Source organism: Verrucomicrobiota bacterium (assembly GCA_016871535.1).
Classification (GTDB): Bacteria; Verrucomicrobiota; Verrucomicrobiia; order Limisphaerales; family SIBE01; genus VHCZ01.
This window is the reverse complement of the sequence record VHCZ01000015.1, coordinates 15,506-40,183: the sequence shown is the minus strand read 5'-3', so window position 1 is coordinate 40,183 and position 24,678 is coordinate 15,506. Positions and strand designations below refer to the sequence as shown.

Genomic DNA, 24,678 nt, shown 5'->3' with positions numbered 1-24,678 from the left:
GTTGCTGGCTTTCCAATAGAATACCTAGCGCGCATCCACTGCGTAGCCTTGCTCGCGCATGTGCTGGAGTTTGTAGGTCAGCGCGCGGCGGCTGATGCCGAGGACCTTGGCGGCCTCCGTGCGGTTGAAGTGGGTTTCCCGCAAGACCTGCAAAATGGCCTGGCGTTCGATGTCTTCCAGCCGGCTGGCCGGCGTCGTTTCAGGGGGCTTTTCGCTCTGGGTGGCCTGGCGAATGCGGCCGGGCAAATGTTCGGGCAGGATCAATTCCCCGTGCGAGAGAAGCGTGGCGCGTTCCATCGCGTTGCGGAGCTCGCGCACGTTGCCCGGCCATTGATAGCTTTCCAGGATGGCGATCACTGCGGCCGAGAAGCGCGCTTTGCGTTTGGAGAATTGTTCGACGAAAAATCCGGCCAGAGGCACGATGTCTTCGGTCCGTTCCCGCAGCGGTGGAACGGAAATCTCCATGACGTTCAGCCGATAGTACAAATCCTCCCGGAAACTTCCCTTCTTCACGACCTCTTCGAGATTGCGATTGGTCGCGGCGAGGAGTCGCGCGTTGGTTTGCCGTTCCTTGTTCGAGCCGAGGCGCTGGAAGCTGCCATCCTGCGTCACGCGCAAGAGTTTGGCCTGAAGCGGCGGCGACATCTCGGTGATTTCATCCAGAAAAATGGTGCCGCCGTTGGCCTCCTCGAAACGGCCCACTCTCGGATTGGTGGCGCCTGTGAACGCGCCTTTCTCGTGGCCGAACAACTCGCTTTCCAACAGCGTCTCGGGAATGGCGGCGCAATTCACGATGACCAGCGGTCCGGCCGCGCGGCCGCTCCACTGGTGGATCACGCCGGCCACGATCTCCTTGCCCACGCCGCTCTCGCCGGTGATCAGGATCCGGCTGTCCGAGGGCGCGACCAGCGAGACGTCCCGAAAGACGTTTTCCATGAGCGGGCTCTTGGCCACGACATAAGGCGGGAGCGGCTTGTCTTGCCCGTACGCGGGTGCTGTTTGCTCCTGGATTCCGATGGCCTTGCGCACGGCGGACAGCAATTCATCCAGGTCAATCGGTTTTTCCAGATAATTCACCGCGCCGTCGCGCATTGCACCCACCGCGTCGCGAATGTCGGGAAACGCCGTGATGAGCAAGACCGGGAGCACGGAGTGCTGGCGCCGCGCCTCCCGCAATGTTGCCAGGCCGGTCATTCCGGGCATCCGCACGTCGGAGATCATCATTTGAATGCCTTCGCCCTTCAGAATTTCCAGCGCTTGTTCTCCGGAAGAGGCGATGACCGTTTCAAAGCCCTGGCGCCTCAGGAACGAGTCCAACAAGCTCCGCTGGCCCGCGTCGTCATCGACGATCAGAATCTTCGGCGGTTTCGGGGAAGGCGAGTGAGCTTTCGTCGGCATGGGGCGCAGCGGCTTCGCGTTTTGCTGGAGAATTTACCCGTGCGTCCAAAAGCCGCAATGAAAGTCGTCAGGGCATTACATGAGTTAACCAGGCAACGCAGGTAATGCGGCTCTTGCGCACGAGGGGGATTTACGCCTTCGCGGCCAGTTGCATGCGGCTGATGCTGAAAACCGCTCCCTGGCTGTCGTTCGACAGGCACTCGATTTCCCAGCCGTGCGCCAGGACGATCTGTTGCACCACCGCCAGACCTAGCCCGGTCCCCTTTTGATGCGTCGTGAAGTAGGGTTTGAATATTTCCTTGCGCTGTTCCGGGGGGACGCCTGGACCGTTGTCGCGCACTTCCAGGCAAGCCTCGGAGGGGCTGGTTTTCTTGGCCACGATCTGAATTTCCCCGTTCTTGTCCACAGCCTGGACTGCGTTGAGCAGCAGATTGAAAAGGACCTGCCGGAGGAATTGCTCGTCCGCTTCCACGGTCAGATGCTCCTCCGTCCGGCTCAACCGAATCGATTTGTCCTCCAGATCGCTCTGCAAAGCGCGCGCCACGTCCGCCACGACGGCGTTCAGGACCACGTGCGCTCGGCGAATGTCGCGCGGCCTGGAGTAATTGATGAATTCGTTCAGTTGCGCGGTCACCCGATCGACCTCGTCCGTGATCTCGGAGGTTTTCTTCCGGATTTCCTGCGACGTGCTGGCATCCCGGGAAATCATCTGCGCCACGCCGCGGATGATGTTGAGCGGATTGCGGGTTTCGTGCGCCAGACCGGCCGCGGCGACGTTCATTTGCCTCAGATGCGAGTTCAACTCGCTGGCGCGCAGAAGCCGCATTTGCAAATCGGAAGATTTCTGCGTGTTGCGCCAGGCGAAGGCAAGTCCCGCGACCGAGACACCCGCGAACAGTCCAATGACGAGCCGCAGCCAGAGATCCTGGATGCACGCTTGCCGGAACGACTCCGTGGACATCGCGATGACGACGTCGTGAAGTCCGCGCGACATGCGTTCCTCTTCGCTGATGACGAAAGGCGGAGGTCCTCTGCGCCGGCGGCCATCGCCCTGCCCAGGGTCGGGAGAACGATCGTTTTGAATCCGGATTGAAGAACTGCCAGGCTGGCTTCCGGCAAGACTGGCTGTCGAAGCATTACTGACGTCGCCAGTCGCGTTCGTCAGGTTGCCCGTCGAGGCGTTCGCGGGGCGAACGGCCGAGGAATTCGTTCCGCCATCACCGGATCGAGTCCAGTCCCGCGGCGAGCCGAATCTGGGGGGCGCTGATGGCACGACGATCGCCGGGCGATTCGTTTCTCCGGCCGACGCGTTGTTTGCGTCCAGATCGACGCGCCGGACCACGGTCAGGGTTCGAGCGCCCCAGTATTCGCCCGGGAGCAACCCGTCGATGGAATCGAGATCAACCGGCGCGCCCGCGGCGACGACCTGTTCTCCGGCGGCATTCAAGAGGGCAATCGAACTTAGCTCGCCATCAGTCACGAGGCCTTTGAGCGCCGTTTCCAACCGTTCCTTTGCGACCAGGCGGCCCGACTTCATGTCCCACGCGATCGACTGGATGACTTTGCCCAGCGTTTTGGCCGTAGCCACCGGGCGGTTCAGCAAGGCCGTGCGCTTGGATTCCTTGACTCGCTGATGCTCCAGGGTCTGCCAGCCGATCACGATTCCCCAGACCGCGGCGAGCAGCGCATAAATGAGGGAGGTCCGGCTGATCATAACTTGAGTTTAACTGATCTTTTCAGGCAAAGGAAGCTTTGCGTTCGGCGCGGACGCGTTCCACCGCGTCCCTGATCTCACCCGGAAGACGTTCGGCCAATCGAAAGCGGAGGACGGGAATACCCGAGACCTCAGACGTCCCATCGTCACCTTCCGGTAGCCGTCTGCTTCAAGGTTCAGTTTGGGACGCGGTGGAACGCATCCCCACCCACGCTAAACCCTGTGAAGGCCTACCTTCGCTTCGAATTCGGCTTCGGTTTGGCCGGCTCCGGCGGCGGCAGGCCAATCGTGGACGGATCTTTGACCGGCACGCCGTCCAGGAACTTATCCAGTTCTTGCTCCGAAAAGGATTTCGGGACCATTTCCTGATCGCCTCTTTCCTTCTGCGTCATTTGCGCAAGTTCGACCGGATCGCGGACGATGTGCGGCGTCAGGAAAATCAACAGCTCGGTCTTGACGTTGTCCGTGATCTTTCGTTTGAAGGCCGCGCCCAACAGCGGGATGTCGCCCAGAATCGGAATCTTGCTGTCCGATTGAAGCTTCTGATTTTTCATCATGCCGCCGATGACCACCGGCTGGCCGTCGGGAACCACGACGACGGTGTCCGCCGAGCGCGAATTGATGACCGGCGCGCTGACGCCGTTCCCGGTCGCAACCCACTGCGCCCGGTCCGCCAGTTCCGAGGTCTGTGGCGAGACGATCATTTCCACCAGCCCGTCCGACGTGATGAACGGCGTCACCTGGAGAATGATCCCGACATTGGCGTAGGAAACACTGCTGCTCTGGGTCCCCAGCGCGCTGATTTGCGTGCCGGTGATCAATGGAACTTGTTGGCCGATGCTGATGGTCGCTTGCTGGTTGTTGCGGGCGAGAATGGACGGCCGCGAAAGGATTTCTGTTTTTCCGGCTTGAGCAATGGCGCGCAAGGTCGCCTGGAAATCATTGCCGAGAACAGTATAGAGGCCGGCTCCCGGCGCCAGCGCGCTGGGCGCCTGAGACAAAAGCCCGCTCCCGAACACCTGATTGACGATGCCCGTGCTGCTGGAGCCTCCGCCTCCGAACTTTTTGACCAACGATCCTTCCACGCCGATATCGGATCCTTTCGTGTAGGACACTTCCATAAAAACGACCTTGATGAGGACCTGCGGTTTGGGGCGGTCCAGGTTGGAAATGACCATGCTGATGTACTTCGCCGTATCCTCGTCGGTTCGGACGACCAGTTTCCTGGATTCGGGGTCGGAGGAAAACATTGCGGAACCGATCTGGCCGCCGGCGGGATACTGAGGAAGCGTGCCACGCCCGAGGGCGCCGCCGCCGCCAAACCCGCCGCCGCCGCCGAAGCCGCCACCCCCAAAGCCGCCGCCGCCAAATTGGGCGAAGGCATCCAGCGCGCAGCCCAGTGCAAGGGCCAGAGCCAGGCAGAAGTGCCAGAAACGTATTGTCGTCATGAATGTCATAGGCTGATCCACTTCAGATTTCGGATTTCAGATTTCAAACTCAGAGCCACCGGACGATATCGACGGACTAAGGCCCGAAGTTGCCGCTGCCGAAGGTGGGCAAACCGCCTCCGGTCCCCCCGCGTCCGCCGCCGAAGTTGCCGCCCGTTCCAAGATTCCGCGTGGTGTTAAACTGCCGATTGTTCAAGGCGTTGTTATTCTGCTGCTGGGTCCGCCTCCGGCTGGACAACTGACTGTTGTTTCCGAGAAACATGTCGCTCAGGAGCTCTTCCACGTCCTGGATGTTCGCGTTCTCAACCGAGAAAACGAACACCTTCTCTTTCCGAGCCGGATCGGCGTCGAGTTCTTCGATCATCTGGGCGATTTGCGGCATGAGTTCCGCCGACGCGCTGACGATGAGGGAGCTGGTGCGCGCGTCCGGGACCGAGAGAACACGGCCCAGCTTCTTCATGCGTTCGCTCTGATTGGCCGTGCTGGCTGCGCCGCCCCGGCCGCCAAATCCGCCCCGGCCTCCTCCAAAGGGTCCGCCTCCCAGGAACTGAAATCCGCCCCGGCCGAATTGATTATTCTGGCTGCGGGTCTCATCCGGAAACAGCGCCCCCAATTGCTGGGCCATATAAGTCGGGTCGGCGTTCTTCAGACGGAACACGCGCAGCACGGTGAGGTCGTCCATGACGATGTCGATCTGCTTGATCATTTGTTCGATCGTCGGCAGGTACTCGTCAGGCGCACTGACCACGAGGGAGTTGGTGCGCTCATCGGCCACGGCCACGACTCTGGAAGCAGCCTGCCGCGCCTCGCTTGCGCCGCCCGCGCCTCCAGCGCGCCCGCCGAATCCGCCCGGGCCGCCGCCGCGGTCGCCTGGCCCGCCGCCAAAAGCGCCCCCGAACCCCCCGACTGTGTTGAAGAGTTGCTGGATCCGATCCCCCACCGCGCCGCCCCGGCCTTGATTTCTCTGCGTGGCCGACGTGTCGAACAATTCCTTGATCACATTCGCCAGGTCTTTCGCGTCCGCGTACTGGAGTTGGAAAACGCGAATCCCGGAAATGCTGGAGATTGAAGTGTCGAGCGCTTTGACGATTTCAACCATTCGTTTGACATCGGTTTGCGTCGCGGTGAGCACCAGCGCGTTGCCGCTCTGGTTGGCGGTCAAAGTCGCGTAATCCCGGAGCAGCGGCTGCAGGTCTCGCGTCATCTGCGTGGCGTCCGCGTAACGAATCGGAATCACCTGCGTGACCATCTGATCCGTCTTGGGAATCTCTTCGGGCTCTCTGCCTTGGACAACCGGGATGTCGCGTTTGCGCGCTTCTTCCAGGCTGACGATGGTCAAGGTCCGGCCATTGCGCAGCGCGGCCATGCCATTTTTCTTGAGGATCGTGTTGAGCAGGTCGTAGGCCTCGTCCTTGGTCAAGGGCTGGCCGCTCCAGACATCCACTTTGCCCTTCACGTCGGTCTCCGGAACGATGATGAAGCCGGCGGCTTTGCTCAGGTAATTCAAAACCTCTTCCAACGGCGCGCCGCGGAAATTGAGCCGAATGCCATTCCCGTTTGCCGCGTTGCCGTTGGCTGGCGTGGTTGCGGGTTTCTCGGCTGGAGCCGCGGCGTTTGCCGGAGCCGCTGCTGCCTTGTCTCCGGCAGGCTTGTCTGCCGCCGCCGGCTGCTCCTGGGCTGCCGCGGGCGGCGCCGGGGTTTGGGCAGGCGGCGCCGTTTCTTGAGCGAAAGCGATGAATGCTCCTGCCGCAAGGGTCAGGACCGCTGCACGAATCTTCGAGGTTTTCATTTGTTTAACTCCTGTTCCCGTTTTTGCATCAGTTTTTGTAGAATGTCGTCCGCAGGACCTGGATTGCCTGGTGCCTCGGCCGGTTTCGATTCCGGCGCCGCCTCCGTGACTGGTGCGGAAGGCGCGCTGCGTTCGCGCCCCCAGAAACTGCGATCCCGTCGAGTGTCTCCACCCGGACGCCGCAGGTCCGAGCCGAACCCACCACGATCCCGCCGGTTATCGGAACCGAAGCCCCGATCGCGTCCTCCCGATGCCGATGTCGAAGTTGAAGGAGCTGCTGAGGTCGAGGCGACCGCGCCAACAACCAGTTCCCATCTGCCTCCTTCTGGCCGCTTCATCTGAAGCCCCAGCGGCAGATCAATCTCCATCTCGCCGCTCAGCAGTTTGACCGAATCTTGCGTGATGCTCGTGATCTCGCAGTCGCCAATCGTCTCGCCTTCTTTCAACACTTTATTGTAGCCCGATTCCGTCCCGGCGAAAAAGGCAAAGTTGCCGTCTTCGTAGAGGAAGGTGCCGACCAGAGAGAACGCTTCGGTTCTGGGCGGGCGTTCGGTTCTAGGTGGCCGATTGGCTGTGCCCGGACGCCGGTTGGCGTTGAAGATATTCCGCTCCGCAACGATCTTGAATTCCGCGAAGCCCTGAAGTGAAGGCGCGTTGGTGGATTCGCCCGCCACCAATGCGGGTTCGGAGCGTGGCGCGTCCGTGCTCGCAGGCGCATTCGTGGATTCATTGGCGCCGAACGCCGTGGGGATCATGCAAGAAAGCAGCACGCACAAGAGAGCGCACAGAATGGCCGCGCGGGTGTCTTCCCATGAACCAACTCCTCGGGCCGCGGCCTTCAGGCCGCTTCCACGCCGAACTCCAAATTGCGCGCGGAAGCAGCCTAAAGGTTGAGGTCCGCGCGGTTTTCGGTTCGTGGGCCTTGGGCAGGTTCGTAAGGAACAGGAAGCTTCGCATGAACCATTCTTCCGGACCGCGGCCTTTAGGCCGCTTCGACGCTCGACTGCGGAGAGCGCGCGGAAGCAGCCTAAAGGCTGCGGTCCGCGCGTGAGAGAACACGCCACTCGGGTTGCGATCTCTGCCAGGTTCATTTTGAAAAGCGCCGCTTTCATCGTTCCTCCCGGGCAAGCTGCAATCCGCTGAACCGGACCGCGACGGAGATTTGCTGGCCGGCGGTATCGCGCGACGTGATTTCCACGCCCTCGATCTTCAGCGCCAGGGGATCTTTTTCGAGTTCGTAAAGAAAACGCGACACTGCTTCGATGCTGCCGCCGGCGGCGCCGCCCGCATCGGCCCGGCATTCCAGCGTCGCAAAATCTTCGTCGGTCCGTTTCCACTGCGGCTTGATGGAGGTCAACCCGATCTGGCTTTCCTGCTGCCAGCGGACGACCGCCTGAAGCACGTCGTTTTCCGCTTTGGATACATCGGCCGGCAGCGAGCGTTTCTTCATATCGTCCCAGCGCTCGCGGATGGAGCGTTCGCTTCGGAGCAAACCTTCGCCTTTGTTGATGGAGCGATTCAACTCCGTGATCCGAGTGTTCTTGTCATTCCAGGTCCGCACCAGCGGGGGGTAAACGAGCCGGTCCCCGGCCAGAATGGCCACGGCGGCAATGGCGCCGATCGTCAGAAGTTTTTCGCGGTTCCTAATTTTCATGAGATCCTTCCCGCCAGCGCAAGTCGAAGGAAAACTGCAACGGCGAATTCCCGCGGATCTGGCCCAGCTTCAGGTCTGCCACTTCTTTGGCGCCGCGCAACCGTTCGAGCACTTTCAACAACGATTCGCGGTCCTTGGCCTGGCCGGAACAGGAGACTGTGGAAAGGTCTTTGATCTCCACCGTTTTCGCGGTAACCGCGCCGTCGAGCGGAAACGCTTCCGTCAGCTTGCGCACGATGACGAGCGTGCGCGCGGTGTTGTCGAACCACGGGCGGAACTTTCGGATGCGTTGCTGCAAATCTTCGAGCTCCGTCACTTGAGGTTGAATCGCTTTCCAGCGCGACTCCAGGCCGGACAACCGGACCTGCTGCCACAGGAAGGTTCCGGCGATCAAAACCACGGTCGCGCCCGCCAGCGCGCCCCACGACACCATCTTCCGCGAGGCAAAACGCGCGGTGAACTGCGTCCACGGACTCACCCGGGGCGGCAGAAATTCGAATCCGCCCGGCTTGCCCACGATGTATCGGGCCGCCATGCCGAGCGCGGGGGAGAGACCCTTGTCAGAAGTGACCGGCACCGGAAATCCATTCACGGGCTGGGCGGTGCCCAGGCCAATCTCCAGGCCCATGGTGTCCAGACGCTCCTGAAGTTCCTTCACCAGGCGCTGCGCCAGTTCGGGGCGGCCGAACACCTTGATTTTGCGCACGGTCTCGCGCAGTTCCCTGGGCAATTGCCCCAGGGTGATCTTGATTTCCCGCGCGATGAGGTCGGCGTCGATGTCGCGTTCGAAACCGTTGGCTTCAATGGCGCCTTCCAGCGAGCGCAGTGCCGCGACGCCGCCACCGGAGGACACCTGGAGTTCAACGCTACTTTCGCCCACCACGAGCGCGAGCAAGCCGAAGGCGGGATCTTTGCCGAGGTCCTGCAATGCGGAGATGCCCAAAGAAAAACTCAGCGGCTTGAGTTGCGCGGCCCGCAGCGCCCGCTCCAGAAGCGTCAGGTGATTCCGCGGTATGGCCACGATCGTCGCGTATTGATCCCCGTTCGGAGCGCGAAATCGTGAAATCGAGATGAACAAATCTTCGGGCGCGTACGGAAATCCCTTTTCCGCTTCGATGGTGAGAAAGTCCGCGACGTCCGCTTCGGGAATGGCCGGGATCTTGGTCTGCAAAGTCAGCGCCCAGTTCAACGGCACGGAGACCGCGCACGGCTTCACGCGCACGCCGGCCTCATTCAAATGATTGCGGATTTCGCGCCCGACCAATTCGGGATCGTTCGTCAGCGGGTCCAGCGAAAGCGAAGTTTGAAAGGATCGGTGCACTTGAACGGCTCCATTGAGCCGGCGCAGCACCACGCCCTCGATCCGGCTCTTGTCGAGCGTCAACCCCATCAACGCAGAGGGCGGTTTGTTTTTAGTGAGGGAAATCATCGGATTCGTTTCATCGCATTCTCGTGGTAATTCCGGTCTCTTTCGCTTGCGCCAGTTCCTGCCGCACGAGCGGGCCGAGCGCCCAACCCAGCCGGCCCAGATCGCGGCGGTAGATGATTTTCGGAGCGCCTTCGCTGGTATCGAACACAAACGCCGTCCGCCGATAGCCGCGTCCGTGGTGGCCCACCGCCGCGATGTCGGCGGTGAACTGGTAGCTCCGGGACGTCAGGTAAGGCCCGGCCTGAATTGCGCTCGCCTGGTCCAGGATCTCGGCGACCCACGCCAGGCTGGTCAAAACGGCGCTCTGAGATTGCCGGTAGTCCACGACTTGTTGCGCCTTATCCCAGCCGATGCCCGGGACACAAGCCAGCACCTCGACGGGCGCTGTGTTCACGTTGATCAGTCCTTCGATCACCGCGGCGTTGGTCGTGGTCAGGTCGCCTTCGATCTCGGCAAACTCCTCTGCCGTCATCCCGCTGCGCAGGAAAAATTCGAGCACGCTCCGATTGGTCGCGCTCGCGACGCGCTGCTGAATTGCATTCACGCGGGCCTGGTCGAACTTTTCCTGGAGCAATTCGGCGAGGTTCGTCCCGCCGCCGCTGACATTCACGCGCGGCGAGCCGTTGGTGCGCGTGTTTGCTTCCAGGCTGAAGATCGTGACAAATTCCAGAATTCCCGGATCCAGCTTGCCGTCGCGGTTATCCACGGGCCACGACAAGTCGCCGTCGTTCTCGTTCGGGTCGAGAATCCCGTTCCGGTTGTAGTCCTCGCCGTAAAGAATTTCCGGGTCCGCGCCGAACAGGAGCCGCAGTTCCTCGATCGATTCGAATCGCGCGTTCTTGCTCTGGTAAGGCGGATTGAGGCGCGAGTAAGTTTCCGTCTCCGCGCCGTCCTGCGAAGGGTTGGTGTCTTCGTCGCGCCAATCGATGATCGCGGCCGCCAGTTGCGGTGTCATGCGCGGGAGGTTCTGAAGCATCTCCAGCGTCGCCGTGTTGAGGTTCAACTTGGAGGCTTCATCGATCAATCCGAAGCGCGGGGTTTCGTTCCGGTCTAGTTGCATGGACACGTTGGTGCGCCCGATCAGCCAGTAAAGGGATTCGCCTACGGGCACGTTCTCGACGTCGTACCATTGGAGTTCCGGGAACTGGCCCGGCTGGGTGAGGTTAGTCAGAGCGTAGGCCACATACCGGGCCGCGCCTTCGATCGCTTGCTCAGCTTCGACGCCCGCGGTGTGATTGTCCGACGCGCGGAATTCAAACAGCATGGAATGGCCGAAGTAGAGCGCCGTGCTCACCAACCCGAACGTGATCCAGAGCACGATGATGAGAACTGAGGCGTGTTCGGGCGACATTGGGGAGCACACGCGCCCTCGCGTGTCCCGACCGGCGCCTCGCCGGTCGAAACCCACACGTCGGGCGGTCTCGTAGCGATGGCTTCTTCGGAGGAAACTCAGAGGCCGGCGAGGGCGCCGACCACTGCACGCGAGGGCGCGTGCGCTCCCCAATTGAAGCGGACGGAAACAACGAACGGTTTTCACCGCCCACCTCCTCGTCCGCCGCCGCCGCTTCCTCCGCGCTGACCGCCGGAAGAAGGGTTGGAAGCCGGGGGCGTGGTTGCACCGCCGCGCCCGGTGTTCTGATTGCCGCCGCTCGTGTTCTGATTGCCGCCGCTCGTGTTCTGATTGCCGCCCGGCGTTGTATTCCCGCGGCTTGTAACTTGCGCCGAACTGTTCGTGCTGGCGGACGCGAGTTGGTTGGTTCGCGCTTCCGCCACGATGGGCACGACCAATTGAATCGGCGGTTTGCGCAGACGCTCATCGCGGCCCACGGCGGCGAATTCGATCAGGATTTTGACCGCTTGCGGCAATGCGTTGGTTTGACTCTGGCCCTCGGTCGTTTGGAAGGACGTCTGCATTGTGGCAAGGTCCCACGTGTACAACCACGACAGACCGTCGTAGAACAGGAATTCGATCCGCTCCACGCCGTCGAGCAGCGGCTGTTCGACCGGCATATCTTCCATCACGGGCAAAAGATTGCGCGTGACCGCGCGCACGAGTTCCTTGCCCCATTGGTTGGTCGAGTAAAGAGGGTTCCGCAGATAGTACGACACCTTCTGGATCTCCGGCCAGGGTTCGATTTGTGTCTGATTGAACAGAACGAAGTTCGAGTCATCCGTGACACCGGTTGTGGTGCAGAATTGCAGACCGGAACTGGAATCGACCCCGCCCTGGCTCAGCATCGTGTTGTTGAACATGCTGCTCTGGATGCCGCCGGTGAACGTCCTGGCCAGCGTCCCTCCCGGCGGAAGCACCGAGCGCAGGTCGTTCTTGATCACAGAAACGGCGCGGTTCACTGGAATGGAATCCTCCACGATCCGCGAAGTCGCCGCGCGCAAACGCAGCCCGCTGAAGAAAACAACATTGATCGCCAGGATCACGACGGAAAACACGGCGACAGCCAGGAGCAATTCCAGCAGGGTGAAAGCGTTTCGGGGGAGCGCACGCGCCCCGCGTGCTGCAGTCGGCGCCCTCGCCGACCACCGTGTTTCGCTCGAACAGGTCATCATCAAGGCATCGATCGACGCGTTCATTCCGACCGGCGAGGCCCCGGTCGGAACACGCGAGGGCGCGTGTGCTCCCCTGCATTGTTGACTTCCCCGTGTCACATTCACAGCGGCGGCGCCAGGGTGCTCAGCACGACCCGATATTCTTTGTTTTGCACTTCGTAAGTGACCTCGACCGAAACCAGCCGCATCGTTTCGCGGCCCCAAGGCTCGCTTTGCACGCGCCAGCGGTATCCCGGCCACTCCGGGCTGAAGGTTCCGCTTTGCGCAGAATTGTACCAGTTTTTCGTCACAATCAGTTCATTGAGCAAACTGTCGGCCAACTGCGTCGCCACGCCTTTCCGCTGGGCCACCACGCCCGCGCGGTTCGCGATGCGCAAACCCTCGACCGCGGCCGGAATGACAATCGCCATGATCACCAGCGCCGCCAGGACTTCAGCGAGCGTAAAGCCGGCCCGGGCCCGCGAGACTGGTCTCCAGGGAGAGCCTTTGCCACGCGTTGGTTTGATCCACAATTTCATATCGAGTGTTGTCCCACGACTGCGCGATCCAGACCGTGTGCGGTTCGCGCCGTTTTTCAGGGTCTTCCTGCAAAAGCTTCAGCACGCGCAGGGCCGCTTCATCAATCGAACCGTCCGGCAGAAAACGGATCGTCACCACGCGCCCGTTGGTGCGGCTGTCGCTGCCTTCCAGTTCGAAGCGAAGATTCTGTGCCAGGCGAAAGGTCGGTTGCGTGGCAGCGCCTTTCTCATAGCCTTGCCGGGCCGGCGCCGCGGAATCCGGCTGCAGCGGGTCCAGATTGAATCCGTCTGGCTGGCGGACACCGTAGGTTCCCTCCACCTGATCCATCCACAACATCATGGGAACGCCCTCGGAGACAGCCTGGCTTTGGCCGTAGCGCGCCAGAGCCACGAAGCGTCGCGCTTCGGATTCCAGCTTGCGCCCGCGAAAGAAGTTGGGAAGCGAGGGCGCGGCAATCGCGATCACGACCGCCAGCAACGCCATGACCAGAATGAACTCGATCAGGGTAAATCCCCGTCCACCCCCTCGTGCCGATCTGCAAGCTTGCGGTATCGCCCGACATTGTAAGCCGCGACGATTTGGCTGGAGCGCGGCTCCACCGCGCTGCGCCGTAGCGCAGAGTTGCACTCTGCCGTATCGCCGATTTGAAATCGGCGCGGCTCCGGCAAGTTGCCGAACGCCCGACTTTGCCGGGCGCTTGCGGAATGCAATTCCGCGGTACAGCAGATTGCAAATCTGCGCTACGGTCTGGCGTCGCTGCTTGTCGTGCAACCCACACCGCAGAATTCGTGCTGCATTCGGCGGCAATGTACGATCCACTCGCATCGATCGTTCGCCTTAGCGTTTCCGATTCTGCCCCTGCGAATCCCAGTTGGTGATGTCGTCCTCGTTGCCCGTGCGGCCGTCCGGTCCGCCCGACGCAATATCGAAGCTGTCTTCGTTGTGCCGGCCCGGACACTCATAGACGTAAGGATTTCTCCACGGATCCACGGGGATATCTTTGAGGTACGGTCCGCGCCAATTCTGAGCGTCCTTCGGCGCCTGAACCAGGTCCATCAGACCGTCTTTGCCTTTCGGATAATAGCCGTTATCAACCTCGAAGGCGTTAAGGGCCACTTCGAAGTTGGCGATTTGCGTTTGCGCGGCTGTGATTCGCGCCTGTTCGGTTCGCCCCGCGAACTTGGGAACCACGATGGCCGCCAGCGTGCCGAGAATCACCAGCACCAGCAGCAGTTCCACCAGAGTAAACCCCTGTTGCACAGAGTGACGGTTAGTTCGGGAGTTCCGGGTTTGATTGAGCGCGGCCGGGTTCATGCACGTCCCGTTCCCCCTCACCCTGGCCCTCTCCCTCAGGGAGAGGGAACTGCGCTTGGGACGCCGTGGAACTTCGATCCCCTCAAGACCTGCTGCCGATGTCGCCGTGTTCTCCCTTTCCCCAAGGGAGAGGGAGCTATTTTTTCCAACGCAGGAATGGTCCTCGAATGGTGAATTGAACCACGGGCCAGGAAATGTTCTCCCTCTCCCCTGGGGAGAGGGCCGGGGTGAGGGGAACGGAGCCGTCGGACTGAATAGATACGGCTTAGCATAGAGGGCTGTCCTGCAGAAAGCCCATTCAAAATCCTTGTTCTGCGTGTTCAGTTTCATAAATCTCATCCGTTGTTTCTCACTTAATGTAATCTTGGATCGTAAAGATCGGGATCACCATGCCGATGAAGATGGTCCCGATGAAAGCCGCGATGAAGAACAGCATGAGCGGTTCCGCGAACGCGACCGCCGTCTTCAATTGCCGGTCCAGATCCGCTTCGGTCACGTTCGCCAACCGCACGAGCTCTTGGTCCAGCCGCCCGCTTTCCTCGGCCACGGAAACCATTTCCAGGACCGATCCGGTGAAAAGCTCTTTGCAATCGGAAAGGCTCGGCCCCAGCGCATCGCCTTCCTTCACGCGCTCGATGGAATTGGAAACGGCATCGACGAGAATCTGGTTGCCGATGGATTTGCGCGCCACGTTCAGCCCGTTGATCAACGGCACGCCCGCGCCCAGCAACGTGCCGAGCATCCGGCAAAAACGCGCCATGGCGAATTGCGCCAGCAACGGTCCGATGACAGGCGCCTGCAAAATCCAGCGTTCCCACGTGCGCCGCCCTTGTTCGGACGTGAGCCACGTTCTCACGAGATACGCCCCCAAACCCAGACCGAGGGCAACGTACAATCCGTAGGCGCGCACGACGTGGCTGATGGTCACGATGACTTGCGTGAGCAGCGGCAGCGCAGCGCCGAACCCGGAGAAAATCGCCTGGAATCGCGGGATGAAGAAAACAAGCAGAAACACCAGCACGCCGAGCGCAAGCACCAGCAGGATGCTCGGATAAAGCAACGCCGTCAGGACCTTTGCCCGCAATTCCTTCTCCCGCGCTTGAAAGTCCGCGATCTGCGCCAGCACCAAATCCAGAAAGCCGCCGGTCTCGCCCGCTTGCACCATCGCCACATAAACGCGCGGGAAGGTCTCCGGCGACTTGGCCATCGCGTCGGCGAGCGACATGCCATCGATCACCAAGTCGTGGATTTCTTTCCATTTTTCTTTGGCCGCGGGCGCAGTGGCTTCTTTGTGGAGGATGACGAGCGCGCGGCTGAGCGGCACTCCCGCGGCCAGCAAGCTGGAGAGCAAGCGCGTGAAATTCTCCAGCATTCGTCCCGTGACTTTGCCCGACTTCCACAATCCGGGCGCGGCCGTAGAAGCGATCTGTGCTTCCGGCTTCCCGTTGGCACGCTCCGCCAGGCTGATGGGCCGCAAGCCGCGGCCTTCGATCTGGCGGAAGGCTTCCTGCCGTCCGCCGGCCTCGACTCGGCCTTCGGCAATCGTGCCGTCGGACTGAAGGGCTCTATATTGAAACAGCGGCATAGTTTCGCGCCTTCGACAATTCTGAATTCCTGGGTGGTTCCGAGTCCCCTTTCCGCCCACCCCGGCCCTCTCCCCCGGGGAGAGGGAGCATTCTATCCTGCGCTGGAATGGGCCCACGCTCCCGGATCAAGCTGAGATCGCGACCGGCGAACCCTCTCCTGGGGGAGAGGGCCAGGGGAAAGGACGCGTCGTCCGGTCTGACGCGCGGGAATCCTGACCACACACGGAACAAATAACCGGCGCCTCGCCGGTCGAGAACATGCGTGCATTCAAAGGCCCGGCCGATTGCAGATCGGCGATACTGTAGGTTGCAAACCTGCGCTACGGCTCCTGGAATCTTGCGGTTCGGCATGCTCTACTTGGCTTCCTCCGTCTCCGGTTCAGAAAGCCCATTCAGCGCCTGGTCTTTGGTCACGCGCAGCACTTCTTCAGGTGTCGTCACGCCTTCGCAAACCAGCCGCCAGCCATCCTCCGCGAGCGTGCGCATTCCGCTGCGCCGGGCGACCGCGCCGATTTCGCCGCTCGAACAGGATTTGAGGATCATCTGCCGGATATCGTAATTCAAATCCATCATCTCGAAGATGGCGTGGCGTCCGAAATAACCGGTCTGCCGGCATTCGCGGCAACCGACCGCCCGGAGAATCGTCGCGCCCTGCAAGGAATCCACCTGTTCCTTGAAGGCCTGCGCCGTCTGCGAAGGATCTTCCTCTTTGCACTGCGGGCACAGCACGCGCACCAACCGCTGCGCTAAAACGCCTTCCAACGAGGACGCGACCAGATACGGCTCGACGCCCATATCGACCAACCGCGTCAGCGCGCCGGGCGCGTCGTTCGTGTGCAACGTCGAGAAAACAAGGTGGCCCGTGAGCGACGCCTGGACCGCGATCTGCGCGGTCTCGCGGTCGCGAATTTCGCCGACCAGAATCACGTCCGGGTCATGCCGCAGAATCGAGCGCAAGCCGCGCGCAAAGGTGAGACCGGATTTCTCGGACACCTGGATCTGGTTGACGCCCTTCAATTGGTATTCGATCGGGTCTTCAATCGTGATGATCTTGCGGACCGAGTCGTTGATTTCGCTCAACGCGGTGTAAAGCGTCGTGGTTTTGCCACTGCCGGTCGGGCCGGTGACAAGGATGATTCCGTGCGGCAAACCCAGCATTTTTCGGAACAGCTTGAGTTCGCGCTTGTCCATCCCCAATTCGGGCATGCCCAGCAGCGTGGCGTCCTGGCGCAACAGACGCATCACGACCGCTTCGCCGTGGAGCATCGGAATGACCGAAACGCGGATATCGACTTCGCTGTTGTCCAGGCGGATTTTGATGCGCCCGTCCTGGGGCAGCCGTTTTTCCGCGATGTTGAGGTGGCTCAGAATCTTGACGCGCGACACGATGGCGGGCTGGAAACGCTTGACCTGCGACGGCACGGGCACTTCCTGCAGCACGCCGTCAATGCGGTAGCGAATCCGCAACTCATCCTCGAACGGCTCAAGATGAATATCGGACGCGCGGAGTTCGATCGCATCCCGCAACACCTGGTTCACGAACCGGATGATGGACGCGTCCTCGGCGGCGGTGTCCAGGTTGGTATCCTCGTCGCGATCTTCATCCACGACCTGGAACGAAGCTTCTTCGCCGAGGGTATCGATGGTATCGGCGCCGACGCCGAGCCGTTTCTTCATTTCCCGCTGGATGGCTTCGCGCGGCGCCAGGACGGGCTTGAGCTTCAAACCGGTCAATGTTTTCAGCGTGTCGAGCCCTTGCGTGGCAAAGAGCCGGCTCGTGGCTACCTCGACCGTCCCATTGATTCGCTTGAGCGGAAGCACCTCCTCCTTGAGAAGCACACGGGCCGGAAAAAGCGAGAGAAGCTGGCGATCCAGCTCGACGTCTTCCAAATTAGTGAAGGACAAATCGTATTCCTCGGCCAGCCAGCGCAGGACGTCTTCTTCGGTTTGGATCGCAGACGCGGAGCCGTTCCGGCATTGGCGGGCCAGCGCCTCGGCGTCCATGGACGACAGTTGCTTGGCTTCGACCATTTTCTCCAGCAACTCTTTGATCGTCGGGCCTTGAACTTCCGCGGAATCCTGGGTCGAACCGGTGGACGAGGTTTTTGGCATGGCGTGGAAATGATTGGGCCGAGCGGGCGGCAACGGCTGCCACCCGTTCGGTTTTGGTTACGGCTTTGAGTTACGACTTCTCAATCGGTTTGAAACGCTAGTTGAGCAGGCCCGCCAACACGAGCTGGGCTTCTTGTTTCGGCGTCACAACCTTGCGAAGTTTCTCGCGGGCTTCTGTATATTCGCTTTCCTTTTTCTTGCGGGCTTCCCGATACGCCTCGAGCTTGGCCTTAACCTCGGCAGGCGTGCCGGACTCTACGGCCTTCTGCAGCGCTTCGACTTCAGCCGGAGGCGGTCCGCCAAAACCAAATCCGCCGCCGCCACCGCCGCCTCGGCCGCCGCCGCGTCCGAAAGCGAAGCCGCCGCGGTTGAAGGCCGCCGTTTCCCGTTGCTTGGTTTGGACACCTTCGATCAGCGGTTGCACGGCCTTGAATTCCTCAGCGGTCATGCCGAGTTGCTCCTGGTAGCGTTCCATTATGCGCTGGCGCATTTCTTCGGGATCGAAACCCCCGCGTTGCGCCATCACGCTGGTCGCTCCTCCGAGCATCGCGCTGGCGACGCCTGCCAATACGAGTGATTTAACGAATCTTTTCATGTGATTATCCGACATCTGGTGTTTTGTTTTAGTTTCCCTGGCGCCAAAGCGCCGCCCAGGTGCTTTGCTTGCCACGGTTTGACTACACTTAAGCACCTGAGGTGCCATCACGGAATTCACGCCTTAAACCGTTCATTTCGAGAAGGGTTGCGCACTTTCTTCTCAAACCGCCACTTGGCTGTGCGCAGATTTTGCGCGCTTGACTCTTCGGAGACCCTGCCTACTATGCGTTATGAATGGCACGCAGCGTTGGAACGTCCAACAAACGGCGAGAGAGAAACGGCCGTCAGAACCCGCCTACTTCTAAAAAAGCATATGAAACTCCTTTCCTGGATGATCGCGCTTGCGGCGGTCCTGGCTTGGCAAACCCAAGCCGCTGATCCCATCCAAACGGCAAAACCCGGCACTACCATCAAGATCGACTCGGGAAATAAGGCGCTTGATGAAGCCAATCAAGCCGCTGACCAGGCGAACAAAGACGCCGCAGAAGCGGTGAAATATGCGTCGGACGCCGCGAAAGCGACCGCCGTAGCCACGGCAACCAAAGAAGCGAAAAAGGCGGCCGAGGAGTCCAGGAAAGCCGCTGACCAGGCGAAGCACTCAGCCGCCGAAGCGCGCAAACACGCCCTCGCCAAAGCCACGGACGCCGCCAAGAAGGCGGCCTATGTGACCAAGAAAGCCGCAGAAACTGCCAAGAAAGCCGCCGCCGATGCGATGGGAACCGCCGCTTCAACCTCAGTCCGCAAGCCGGTTGAAAAACCCGCGACAACCACTCCGCCTCCTGCGCCCACCAAGCCCAAGCCCTCCAACTGAGTCGGACTCACCTCAGACCAGTCCCAGCGTGCTCGGACTGGGAGACGCCCCGCAGAATACAATTCTGCGATACGGCAGAGTGCAACTCTGCGCTACGAGCTTTGTCGTCCATCCCGCGGACCAGCAGTAACTGGGGGGGATACAAACGTGTGGAACGTGTGGATTTTCCATTTGACGCGGTGTCAGGTCGCGGTTACTAGTCTCCCCGTGAATCGCATCGGAAACAACCTGCTGGCGCTGCGGCTGGCCCTGCTGTGCGGGGCGGCAGTCGGGTTGTAACGCGATTCAGAACCAGCTTTCCACCCCACTGCCGAACCCGGCAGTGGGGTTTTTGTTTTCTTGACGACCCTTAAACCCCTCACGGAAAAACCAAAGCTATGAAAAACAAACATATCCTCATCTTCGACACCACGCTCCGCGACGGCGAGCAGTGCCCCGGCGCTTCCATGAACTTGCGCGAGAAACTGGAAGTCGCCCGCCAGCTCGCTCGCCTGAAGGTCGATGTGATCGAAGCCGGATTTCCGGTGATCAGCGAGGGAGACTTCGAATCGGTCCAATCCATCGCCAAAGAGATCAAGGGACCCATCATCGCCGGGTTGGCCCGCTGTGTGGCGAAGGACATCGACGCCGCCGGCGCCGCCGTCAAACCCGCTGGCCGCCGGGCGCGCATTCATGTTTTTCTGGCCACGTCTAAGATCCATCGAGAATTCAAACTCGGCAAAGCGCAGCACGAAATTCTTCGCCTCGCAGTCGAAGGCGTGAAGCGCGCCAAATCGTACGTCGATGACGTGGAGTTTTCTCCCGAAGACGGTTCCCGGACCGAGCCAGAGTTTTTGATCCAGGTGTGCAAAGCCGCCATCGCCGCCGGCGCGACCACGCTCAACATCCCGGACACGGTCGGCTGGGCGGTGCCGGAACAATATGCCGCGTTGATTGGGCGTCTTTACGACGAGGTTCGAGAATTCCAAACCGGGCAAGCCATCATCAGCGTGCATTGTCACGACGATTTGGGTTTGGCCGTCGCCAATTCGCTCGCGGCGGTCAAGGCGGGCGCGCGACAGGTCGAATGCACCGTGAATGGCATCGGCGAGCGCGCCGGCAATGCGGCATTGGAGGAAATCGTGATGGCGATCAAAACGCGGCGCGATTTCTTTGGCGGCGTCCATTGCGGAGTCAACACGCGGGAGATTGTGAAGTCGTCCCGGTTGGTTTCGCGCATGTGCGGCCTGGTGGTGCAACGCAGCAAGGCGATCGTTGGCGAAAACGCTTTCGCCCACGCCAGCGGCATTCACCAGGACGGCATTCTCAAGAAACGCGAAACCTACGAAATCATGGATCCGCAGGAAGTGGGCTGGGGACATACGGATTTGCCGTTGACCAAGCACAGTGGCCGCGCGGCCGTCGCCGCGCGCTTGCGGCATCTTGGCTTCAAAATGACCGACGCGGACGTCAGCGCGATCTTTGCGCGCTTCAAAGAAGTCGGGGACAAGAAGAAGTTCGTCTATGACGATGATTTGACCGCGCTGGTCGAAGGGCACATCACTGAAGTGCCGGAGACGTGGTCGCTGGATTACCTCAGCGTCACCAGCGGCAGCCAGACGGTCCCGACCGCCACGGTCCGCTTGAAGCGGCGCAACGGCCAAAAGACGGGCGACGAAGTCTTGCAAGACGCCGGGATTGGCGATGGACCGGTCGATGCCACGCTGAAAGCGGTGGATCGCCTCACCAAGACGCGCGGCAGGCTGATCGATTACTCCTTGCGCGCCGTGTCTCAAGGCAAGGACGCGTTGGGCGAAGTAACCGTGAAGGTGGATTTCGGCGACGGCGAACTGGTCACGGGCAAAGGCGCGAGCACGGACGTGATCGAAGCCAGCGCGCGCGCGTATCTCAATGCGGTGAATCGCTTCCTGTGCAGCAATCCCGAGAAGGCCCGCAAACCGCCGCAGCCGTGAGTACACTGCCACCGAAATTTGACAGGAATCGGAGCCTCGTGACCTTGGCTGCTCCCTAAAGATTTTTCTTCTAAGAAAATTCCTCCCCGCCCGTTAACAAAGTGTGACAGGCTTGCGTCCAACTCCACGAAGCCAATGAGCAACAACGGGCATCTGAGCAAAAGCGAGTGGGTCAGCCAGATTATCGATCAACACGAAAGCTCGCTCATGCGGTATGCCTGGCTCACCGGTGATCCGGACCAGGCGCGTGACGTGGTCCAAGATACTTTTCTGCGCCTCTGCGCCGAAGATCCGGATGACGTGCAGACTTACGTCGTCGAATGGCTCTTCACGGTCTGCCGTCATCGCGCGGTGGATCTTGGCCGAAAGGAGAATCGCATGAAACCGCTGGCCGAACTTGAAACCGCGTCCCAGGCAAGCGACGAACCTTCCCCTGCTCTCGCGGCGGAGCGGGCGGACGCGGCGAACCACGTCTTGCAGGCGCTCCATGGTTTGCCGGCGAATCAGCAGGAGGTCGTCAGGCTGAAATTCCAGTGCGGCCTGAGTTACAAAGAAATCAGCCGAGTCACAAACCTGACCGTGACGAACGTGGGCTTTCTCCTGCACAGCGCTCTGAAAACCTTGCGGCGCGAACTCAGAACGGAGTTCGGCCTGAACAAAGTTCACTGAGGTCTTAGAGCGTGTCCGAAAATTCCGCGGGGTCCTGTTTTCGCGCCAAAGGCCGGATGGCGAGGCGCAACGAAGGAGAATATCCTCCCTGGATCTTCGACTGAGGAGCAACGAAGCCAGGCGGCCTTTGGCGCGAAAACCCTCCGGGCGGCGGGTCTTTTGTCCGTGGCCTGCGTTGGCTCGGTCCTTACAGCCCGCGTTGGGGATGCTCGGACCTCGCCGCCTTGGCCACAGCCAAAATCCCTCGCCGCAGGACCCCGCGCAATTTTCGGACACGCTCTTATGAAAATTGATCCCGATGATCCCCATTTGACGGCCTACGCGCTCGGCGAACTCGACGAGCCGGCGCGCGCGGAAGTCGAACTGGCGCTCGAGGAATCCGCCGAGTGGCGCCAGGCCGTTGAGGAAGTCCAGCAAGCGGCGGCTCTCCTGGCGCAGGAACTCGGACAAGAAACTTGCGTGGGTCTTTCCGACGAGCAGCGGCAGACCATTAGCGAGGCGGTGGACCCGGAAGCAACGGTCGCGGGCGTAGAGGAGGAACCGGAAGTCGGGGTCCGCGGGCCGTGGAACCGGTTCGTTTCGTGGGGTGGGCTGGCGGCTGCCGCGTGCCTGGTCTTGCTGGTTGCGGGTTCGTTTTTACTTCCCGCACTGTCAAAGGCCAAGGCCAAGGCGCAACGCATAACCCTGCTGGACTCCAGACCGGCCCGCGATCCCCAGCCTGCGGATGCAGGGGCCAGAGTCGAACTCACCCCCACGTCCTCGTCCGGCGACAGCCGCGCATCAGCGCCAAGCCAGGGTCCGGCGACACCCGCTGAAGATAGTCGATCTTACCATTTCAAAATGGATCAGAATCTCTTGAAGCGTTACGGGCTAGTGCGGGAGGTTGAACGTGCGCAAAGCGCTGAACCGGCTCAATTGACCGAGCAAGGCGCGCTGTCGTCCGCTCGCGAGACTCTCGTTGCTGAGAACCGTCCGGCGACTTCCCGAGGAATGTCCCCCGAAATGATGCGTCGTTACGGCCTGGCTCCGTCCGGACCGCTCGCCGATCCGTACGCGCGCTCTGGGCGGCCCGATTCCACGCCGGTGCGCCGTTATGGTTATTCGGGTGCCAATGGCGCCGAGTCCATCCGCTCGGCTCCGGGCAATACCGCGACGTATCCGTATTATCCGGAGAATCCGTTTCAGACGGCTCTGGAGAATCCGATCTCGACCTTCTCGCTGGATGTCGATACGGCATCGTACGCGAACATCCTTCGATTCCTCAACCAAGGCCAGTTGCCGCCGGGGGACGCGGTGCGGATCGAGGAAATGATCAATTACTTCACCTATGCCTATCCCGCGCCTAAAGGCAACGAGCCGTTCGCGGTGAGCCTGGAAACGGCGGGTTGCCCCTGGAATTCCGGGCACCGGTTGATCTCCGTGGGCTTGAAAGCGCGGGCACTTACTCCCGGCAAACGGCCACCGAGCAATCTGGTTTTCCTGATCGACGTGTCCGGTTCCATGCGGCCGCCCGAACGCCTGCCGCTGCTCAAGCAAGCGCTGCGGCTCTTGACCAAGAGATTGTCGGAGCACGATCGCGTCGCCATCGTCGTCTATGCGAACAATTCCGGGGTCCCGCTGCCTTCCACTTCGGGCGCGGACAAAGAACAAATCCTGGCCGTGATCGACCGGCTCGAAGCGAACGGCTCGACGAATGGCGGCGAGGGCATTCAACAGGCCTACGCCATGGCGGCGCGCCATTTCATCCCGAACGGTGTCAACCGTGTCATCCTGTGCACGGACGGCGATTTCAACGTCGGGATCACAGATCAAACGGCGCTGGTCCGTCTCTTGCAGGACAAAGCGCGGAGCGGAGTTTTTCTGAGCGCCGTGGGGGTCGGCACAGACAATTACAAAGACGCGCTGCTGCAAAAGCTCGCGGACAAAGGCAACGGGAATTACCATTACCTCGATTCGATTGAAGAAGCGCAGAAGGTGTTGCTGGACCAAATGAACAGCACGCTCGTCGCGGTCGCCAAGGATGTAAAAGTCCAGATCGAGTTCAACCCGGCGCAAGTCAGCCAGTATCGCTTGATCGGTTACGAGAAGCGGTTGTTGCGGACGGAGGACTTCAACAACGACGCCAAGGACGCCGGCGAGGTCGGAGCCGGCCACGCGGTCACCGCGTTGTATGAAGTGGTGCCCGCGGGCGCCTCCGAGAACCGCGCGGCCACCGACAATCTGAAGTATCAATCCGGCCCACGGTTTCAAATCCGAGTGGCAAATGCCGAGCGCGAACTGTTGACGCTGAAACTGCGTTACAAAAGGCCCGAGGCGAACGAGAGCCAATTGCTGGAATTTACCGCCGCGGACAGCGAAGCGAGCTTTGGCCAGGCTTCGCCCGATTTCAAATTCGCCGCCGCGGTGGCGGGCTTTGGCTTGATCCTTCGCGATTCCAGCTTTAAAGGCGCCGCGAACTTCGACAGCATTCTGGAACTTGCCCAGGAAGGGAAAGGCGCGGACGAAGAAGGCTACCGCCCCGAATTTGTCAACCTGGTGAAGAAGGCCAAAGCGATTGCAGGCACGCGCATGGTCCCGGTCTTCTCACAACGCGGCGAAACGCCTCCGGCGGCGCCCGCAGAGCATCTGAACTGGATTCGCAGGGGCGCGACCCAGAACGCGTCGATGACAACGCCATCCAAAGCCGTCCGAAATCCCAAATTGCCCGTGCCGCTGACCCGCGAGCAAGTGGCCTTCGTGGCGGGAGATCCAAGCAGACCAGGCGACGCCGACAGATTTGTGGTGGTGAGCGCCAATGGCGAAATCCTGGGCGAAATCCTGGACGAAGCCCGATCCGATAAGATCGTCGTCAATCTCTCCGGAACCTCCGCCACGCGGTTTGCCGTGGCTCGGATTTAGGTTCTCGGCGATCACCCGGAACTGATTCGGCGGGTGAACTTCAATCGAGAGCGCTTAATGGATGTTGCAGTGGGCGCGCTTTCGAGTCTGACGTTGAACGACGTGGAGAAACCTGGCTTTCGGAATCTCCTGCGACAGCAATTGCTGGGGCTTTTCAATGACGTGCTGGGACACGGAACGATTCAGGAAGTGATTATCACGGAATTTATCGTTCAGTGAACCC

The 24,678-nt window shown here is 60.9% G+C and carries 20 protein-coding genes and 1 pseudogene; 6 read left to right on the top strand and 15 right to left on the bottom strand.

Annotated elements, in window-relative coordinates; genetic code table 11:
- Positions 1–24: 24 nt before the first annotated feature.
- The 3 genes from FJ398_03865 to FJ398_03855 all read right to left on the bottom strand — a co-directional run bounded on the left by FJ398_03865 (position 25) and on the right by FJ398_03855 (position 4,362).
- On the bottom strand, positions 25–1,398 hold the full coding sequence (locus FJ398_03865) for a sigma-54-dependent Fis family transcriptional regulator (protein ID MBM3837091.1): 1,374 nt from the start codon (positions 1,396–1,398) through the stop codon (positions 25–27).
- A gap of 130 nt (positions 1,399–1,528) precedes the next feature.
- A complete protein-coding gene (locus tag FJ398_03860) occupies positions 1,529–3,112 on the bottom strand; it encodes a hypothetical protein (GenBank protein MBM3837090.1) in 1,584 nt (527 codons plus the stop codon).
- Between the two features lie 230 nt (positions 3,113–3,342).
- Positions 3,343–4,362, bottom strand: coding sequence for a hypothetical protein (locus tag FJ398_03855; protein MBM3837089.1), 1,020 nt, complete (start codon positions 4,360–4,362; stop codon positions 3,343–3,345).
- Positions 4,363–4,402: 40 nt separating this feature from the next.
- Between FJ398_03855 and FJ398_03850 the strand changes: the two are divergent.
- A pseudogene (locus FJ398_03850) lies at positions 4,403–4,480 on the top strand (DUF2497 domain-containing protein).
- Positions 4,481–4,636: 156 nt separating this feature from the next.
- On the opposite strand, the gene FJ398_03845 reads toward FJ398_03850, so the two are convergent.
- From FJ398_03845 to FJ398_03790, 12 genes are all read right to left on the bottom strand, one after another.
- The gene (locus tag FJ398_03845) at positions 4,637–6,349 is read right to left on the bottom strand and encodes a hypothetical protein (protein ID MBM3837088.1); all 1,713 of its coding nucleotides are present in this window, start codon (positions 6,347–6,349) and stop codon (positions 4,637–4,639) included.
- Positions 6,346–7,104 carry a hypothetical protein gene (locus FJ398_03840; GenBank protein ID MBM3837087.1) on the bottom strand — a complete coding sequence of 253 codons (759 nt, stop codon included), beginning with the start codon at positions 7,102–7,104 and terminating at the stop codon, positions 6,346–6,348. The genes FJ398_03845 and FJ398_03840 overlap by 4 nt, the downstream gene beginning before the upstream one ends.
- A gap of 353 nt (positions 7,105–7,457) precedes the next feature.
- Positions 7,458–8,003, bottom strand: coding sequence for a hypothetical protein (locus FJ398_03835; GenBank protein MBM3837086.1), 546 nt, complete (start codon positions 8,001–8,003; stop codon positions 7,458–7,460).
- On the bottom strand, positions 7,993–9,432 hold the full coding sequence (locus FJ398_03830) for a hypothetical protein (protein ID MBM3837085.1): 1,440 nt from the start codon (positions 9,430–9,432) through the stop codon (positions 7,993–7,995). The genes FJ398_03835 and FJ398_03830 overlap by 11 nt, the downstream gene beginning before the upstream one ends.
- A gap of 10 nt (positions 9,433–9,442) precedes the next feature.
- Entirely contained in the window at positions 9,443–10,783 is a 1,341-nt protein-coding gene (locus tag FJ398_03825; protein MBM3837084.1) for a hypothetical protein, read from the bottom strand.
- Positions 10,784–10,965: 182 nt separating this feature from the next.
- Positions 10,966–12,021, bottom strand: coding sequence for a prepilin-type N-terminal cleavage/methylation domain-containing protein (locus FJ398_03820; protein MBM3837083.1), 1,056 nt, complete (start codon positions 12,019–12,021; stop codon positions 10,966–10,968).
- A gap of 77 nt (positions 12,022–12,098) precedes the next feature.
- A complete protein-coding gene (locus tag FJ398_03815) occupies positions 12,099–12,515 on the bottom strand; it encodes a type II secretion system protein (protein ID MBM3837082.1) in 417 nt (138 codons plus the stop codon).
- Entirely contained in the window at positions 12,430–13,341 is a 912-nt protein-coding gene (locus FJ398_03810; protein MBM3837081.1) for a prepilin-type N-terminal cleavage/methylation domain-containing protein, read from the bottom strand. Before FJ398_03810 ends, FJ398_03815 begins: the two co-directional genes overlap by 86 nt.
- Before the next feature lie 12 nt (positions 13,342–13,353).
- Positions 13,354–13,830, bottom strand: a complete 477-nt coding sequence (gspG, locus tag FJ398_03805; GenBank protein ID MBM3837080.1) for a type II secretion system protein GspG — start codon at positions 13,828–13,830, stop codon at positions 13,354–13,356.
- A gap of 349 nt (positions 13,831–14,179) precedes the next feature.
- Positions 14,180–15,415 (bottom strand): type II secretion system F family protein, encoded by a 1,236-nt coding sequence (locus FJ398_03800; protein MBM3837079.1) that lies wholly within the window; start codon positions 15,413–15,415, stop codon positions 14,180–14,182.
- Positions 15,416–15,770: 355 nt separating this feature from the next.
- Positions 15,771–17,468 (bottom strand): type II/IV secretion system protein, encoded by a 1,698-nt coding sequence (locus FJ398_03795; protein MBM3837078.1) that lies wholly within the window; start codon positions 17,466–17,468, stop codon positions 15,771–15,773.
- A 157-nt stretch (positions 17,469–17,625) separates the two neighbouring features.
- Positions 17,626–18,123: a hypothetical protein gene (locus FJ398_03790; GenBank protein ID MBM3837077.1), complete on the bottom strand. Its 498-nt coding sequence runs from the start codon at positions 18,121–18,123 to the stop codon at positions 17,626–17,628.
- Between the two features lie 315 nt (positions 18,124–18,438).
- Here FJ398_03790 and FJ398_03785 point away from each other — a divergent pair, with 315 nt between their 5' ends.
- The 5 genes from FJ398_03785 to FJ398_03765 all read left to right on the top strand — a co-directional run bounded on the left by FJ398_03785 (position 18,439) and on the right by FJ398_03765 (position 24,674).
- Entirely contained in the window at positions 18,439–18,936 is a 498-nt protein-coding gene (locus tag FJ398_03785; GenBank protein ID MBM3837076.1) for a hypothetical protein, read from the top strand.
- A gap of 377 nt (positions 18,937–19,313) precedes the next feature.
- Positions 19,314–20,888 (top strand): 2-isopropylmalate synthase, encoded by a 1,575-nt coding sequence (locus FJ398_03780; GenBank protein MBM3837075.1) that lies wholly within the window; start codon positions 19,314–19,316, stop codon positions 20,886–20,888.
- A gap of 135 nt (positions 20,889–21,023) precedes the next feature.
- Entirely contained in the window at positions 21,024–21,557 is a 534-nt protein-coding gene (locus FJ398_03775; protein MBM3837074.1) for a sigma-70 family RNA polymerase sigma factor, read from the top strand.
- Positions 21,558–21,839: 282 nt separating this feature from the next.
- Positions 21,840–24,455 carry a DUF3520 domain-containing protein gene (locus tag FJ398_03770; GenBank protein ID MBM3837073.1) on the top strand — a complete coding sequence of 872 codons (2,616 nt, stop codon included), beginning with the start codon at positions 21,840–21,842 and terminating at the stop codon, positions 24,453–24,455.
- A 57-nt stretch (positions 24,456–24,512) separates the two neighbouring features.
- A complete protein-coding gene (locus FJ398_03765; protein MBM3837072.1) occupies positions 24,513–24,674 on the top strand; it encodes a flagellar basal body-associated FliL family protein in 162 nt (53 codons plus the stop codon).
- Positions 24,675–24,678 lie beyond the last annotated feature (4 nt).

What these genes read in the sequence shown, in the direction of transcription:
- FJ398_03865 (MBM3837091.1), bottom strand. Translation starts at nt 1,398, where the DNA reads ATGCCGACGAAAGCTCACTCGCCTTCCCCGAAACCGCCGAAGATTCTG.
- FJ398_03860 (MBM3837090.1), bottom strand. Translation starts at nt 3,112, where the DNA reads ATGATCAGCCGGACCTCCCTCATTTATGCGCTGCTCGCCGCGGTCTGG.
- FJ398_03855 (MBM3837089.1), bottom strand. Translation starts at nt 4,362, where the DNA reads ATGTTTTCCTCCGACCCCGAATCCAGGAAACTGGTCGTCCGAACCGAC.
- FJ398_03845 (MBM3837088.1), bottom strand. Translation starts at nt 6,349, where the DNA reads ATGAAAACCTCGAAGATTCGTGCAGCGGTCCTGACCCTTGCGGCAGGA.
- FJ398_03840 (MBM3837087.1), bottom strand. Translation starts at nt 7,104, where the DNA reads ATGATCCCCACGGCGTTCGGCGCCAATGAATCCACGAATGCGCCTGCG.
- FJ398_03835 (MBM3837086.1), bottom strand. Translation starts at nt 8,003, where the DNA reads ATGAAAATTAGGAACCGCGAAAAACTTCTGACGATCGGCGCCATTGCC.
- FJ398_03830 (MBM3837085.1), bottom strand. Translation starts at nt 9,432, where the DNA reads ATGATTTCCCTCACTAAAAACAAACCGCCCTCTGCGTTGATGGGGTTG.
- FJ398_03825 (MBM3837084.1), bottom strand. Translation starts at nt 10,783, where the DNA reads ATGTCGCCCGAACACGCCTCAGTTCTCATCATCGTGCTCTGGATCACG.
- FJ398_03820 (MBM3837083.1), bottom strand. Translation starts at nt 12,021, where the DNA reads ATGAACGCGTCGATCGATGCCTTGATGATGACCTGTTCGAGCGAAACA.
- FJ398_03815 (MBM3837082.1), bottom strand. Translation starts at nt 12,515, where the DNA reads ATGAAATTGTGGATCAAACCAACGCGTGGCAAAGGCTCTCCCTGGAGA.
- FJ398_03810 (MBM3837081.1), bottom strand. Translation starts at nt 13,341, where the DNA reads ATGCGAGTGGATCGTACATTGCCGCCGAATGCAGCACGAATTCTGCGG.
- gspG (MBM3837080.1), bottom strand. Translation starts at nt 13,830, where the DNA reads ATGAACCCGGCCGCGCTCAATCAAACCCGGAACTCCCGAACTAACCGT.
- FJ398_03800 (MBM3837079.1), bottom strand. Translation starts at nt 15,415, where the DNA reads ATGCCGCTGTTTCAATATAGAGCCCTTCAGTCCGACGGCACGATTGCC.
- FJ398_03790 (MBM3837077.1), bottom strand. Translation starts at nt 18,123, where the DNA reads ATGAAAAGATTCGTTAAATCACTCGTATTGGCAGGCGTCGCCAGCGCG.
- FJ398_03785 (MBM3837076.1), top strand. Translation starts at nt 18,439, where the DNA reads ATGAAACTCCTTTCCTGGATGATCGCGCTTGCGGCGGTCCTGGCTTGG.
- FJ398_03780 (MBM3837075.1), top strand. Translation starts at nt 19,314, where the DNA reads ATGAAAAACAAACATATCCTCATCTTCGACACCACGCTCCGCGACGGC.
- FJ398_03775 (MBM3837074.1), top strand. Translation starts at nt 21,024, where the DNA reads ATGAGCAACAACGGGCATCTGAGCAAAAGCGAGTGGGTCAGCCAGATT.
- FJ398_03770 (MBM3837073.1), top strand. Translation starts at nt 21,840, where the DNA reads ATGAAAATTGATCCCGATGATCCCCATTTGACGGCCTACGCGCTCGGC.
- FJ398_03765 (MBM3837072.1), top strand. Translation starts at nt 24,513, where the DNA reads ATGGATGTTGCAGTGGGCGCGCTTTCGAGTCTGACGTTGAACGACGTG.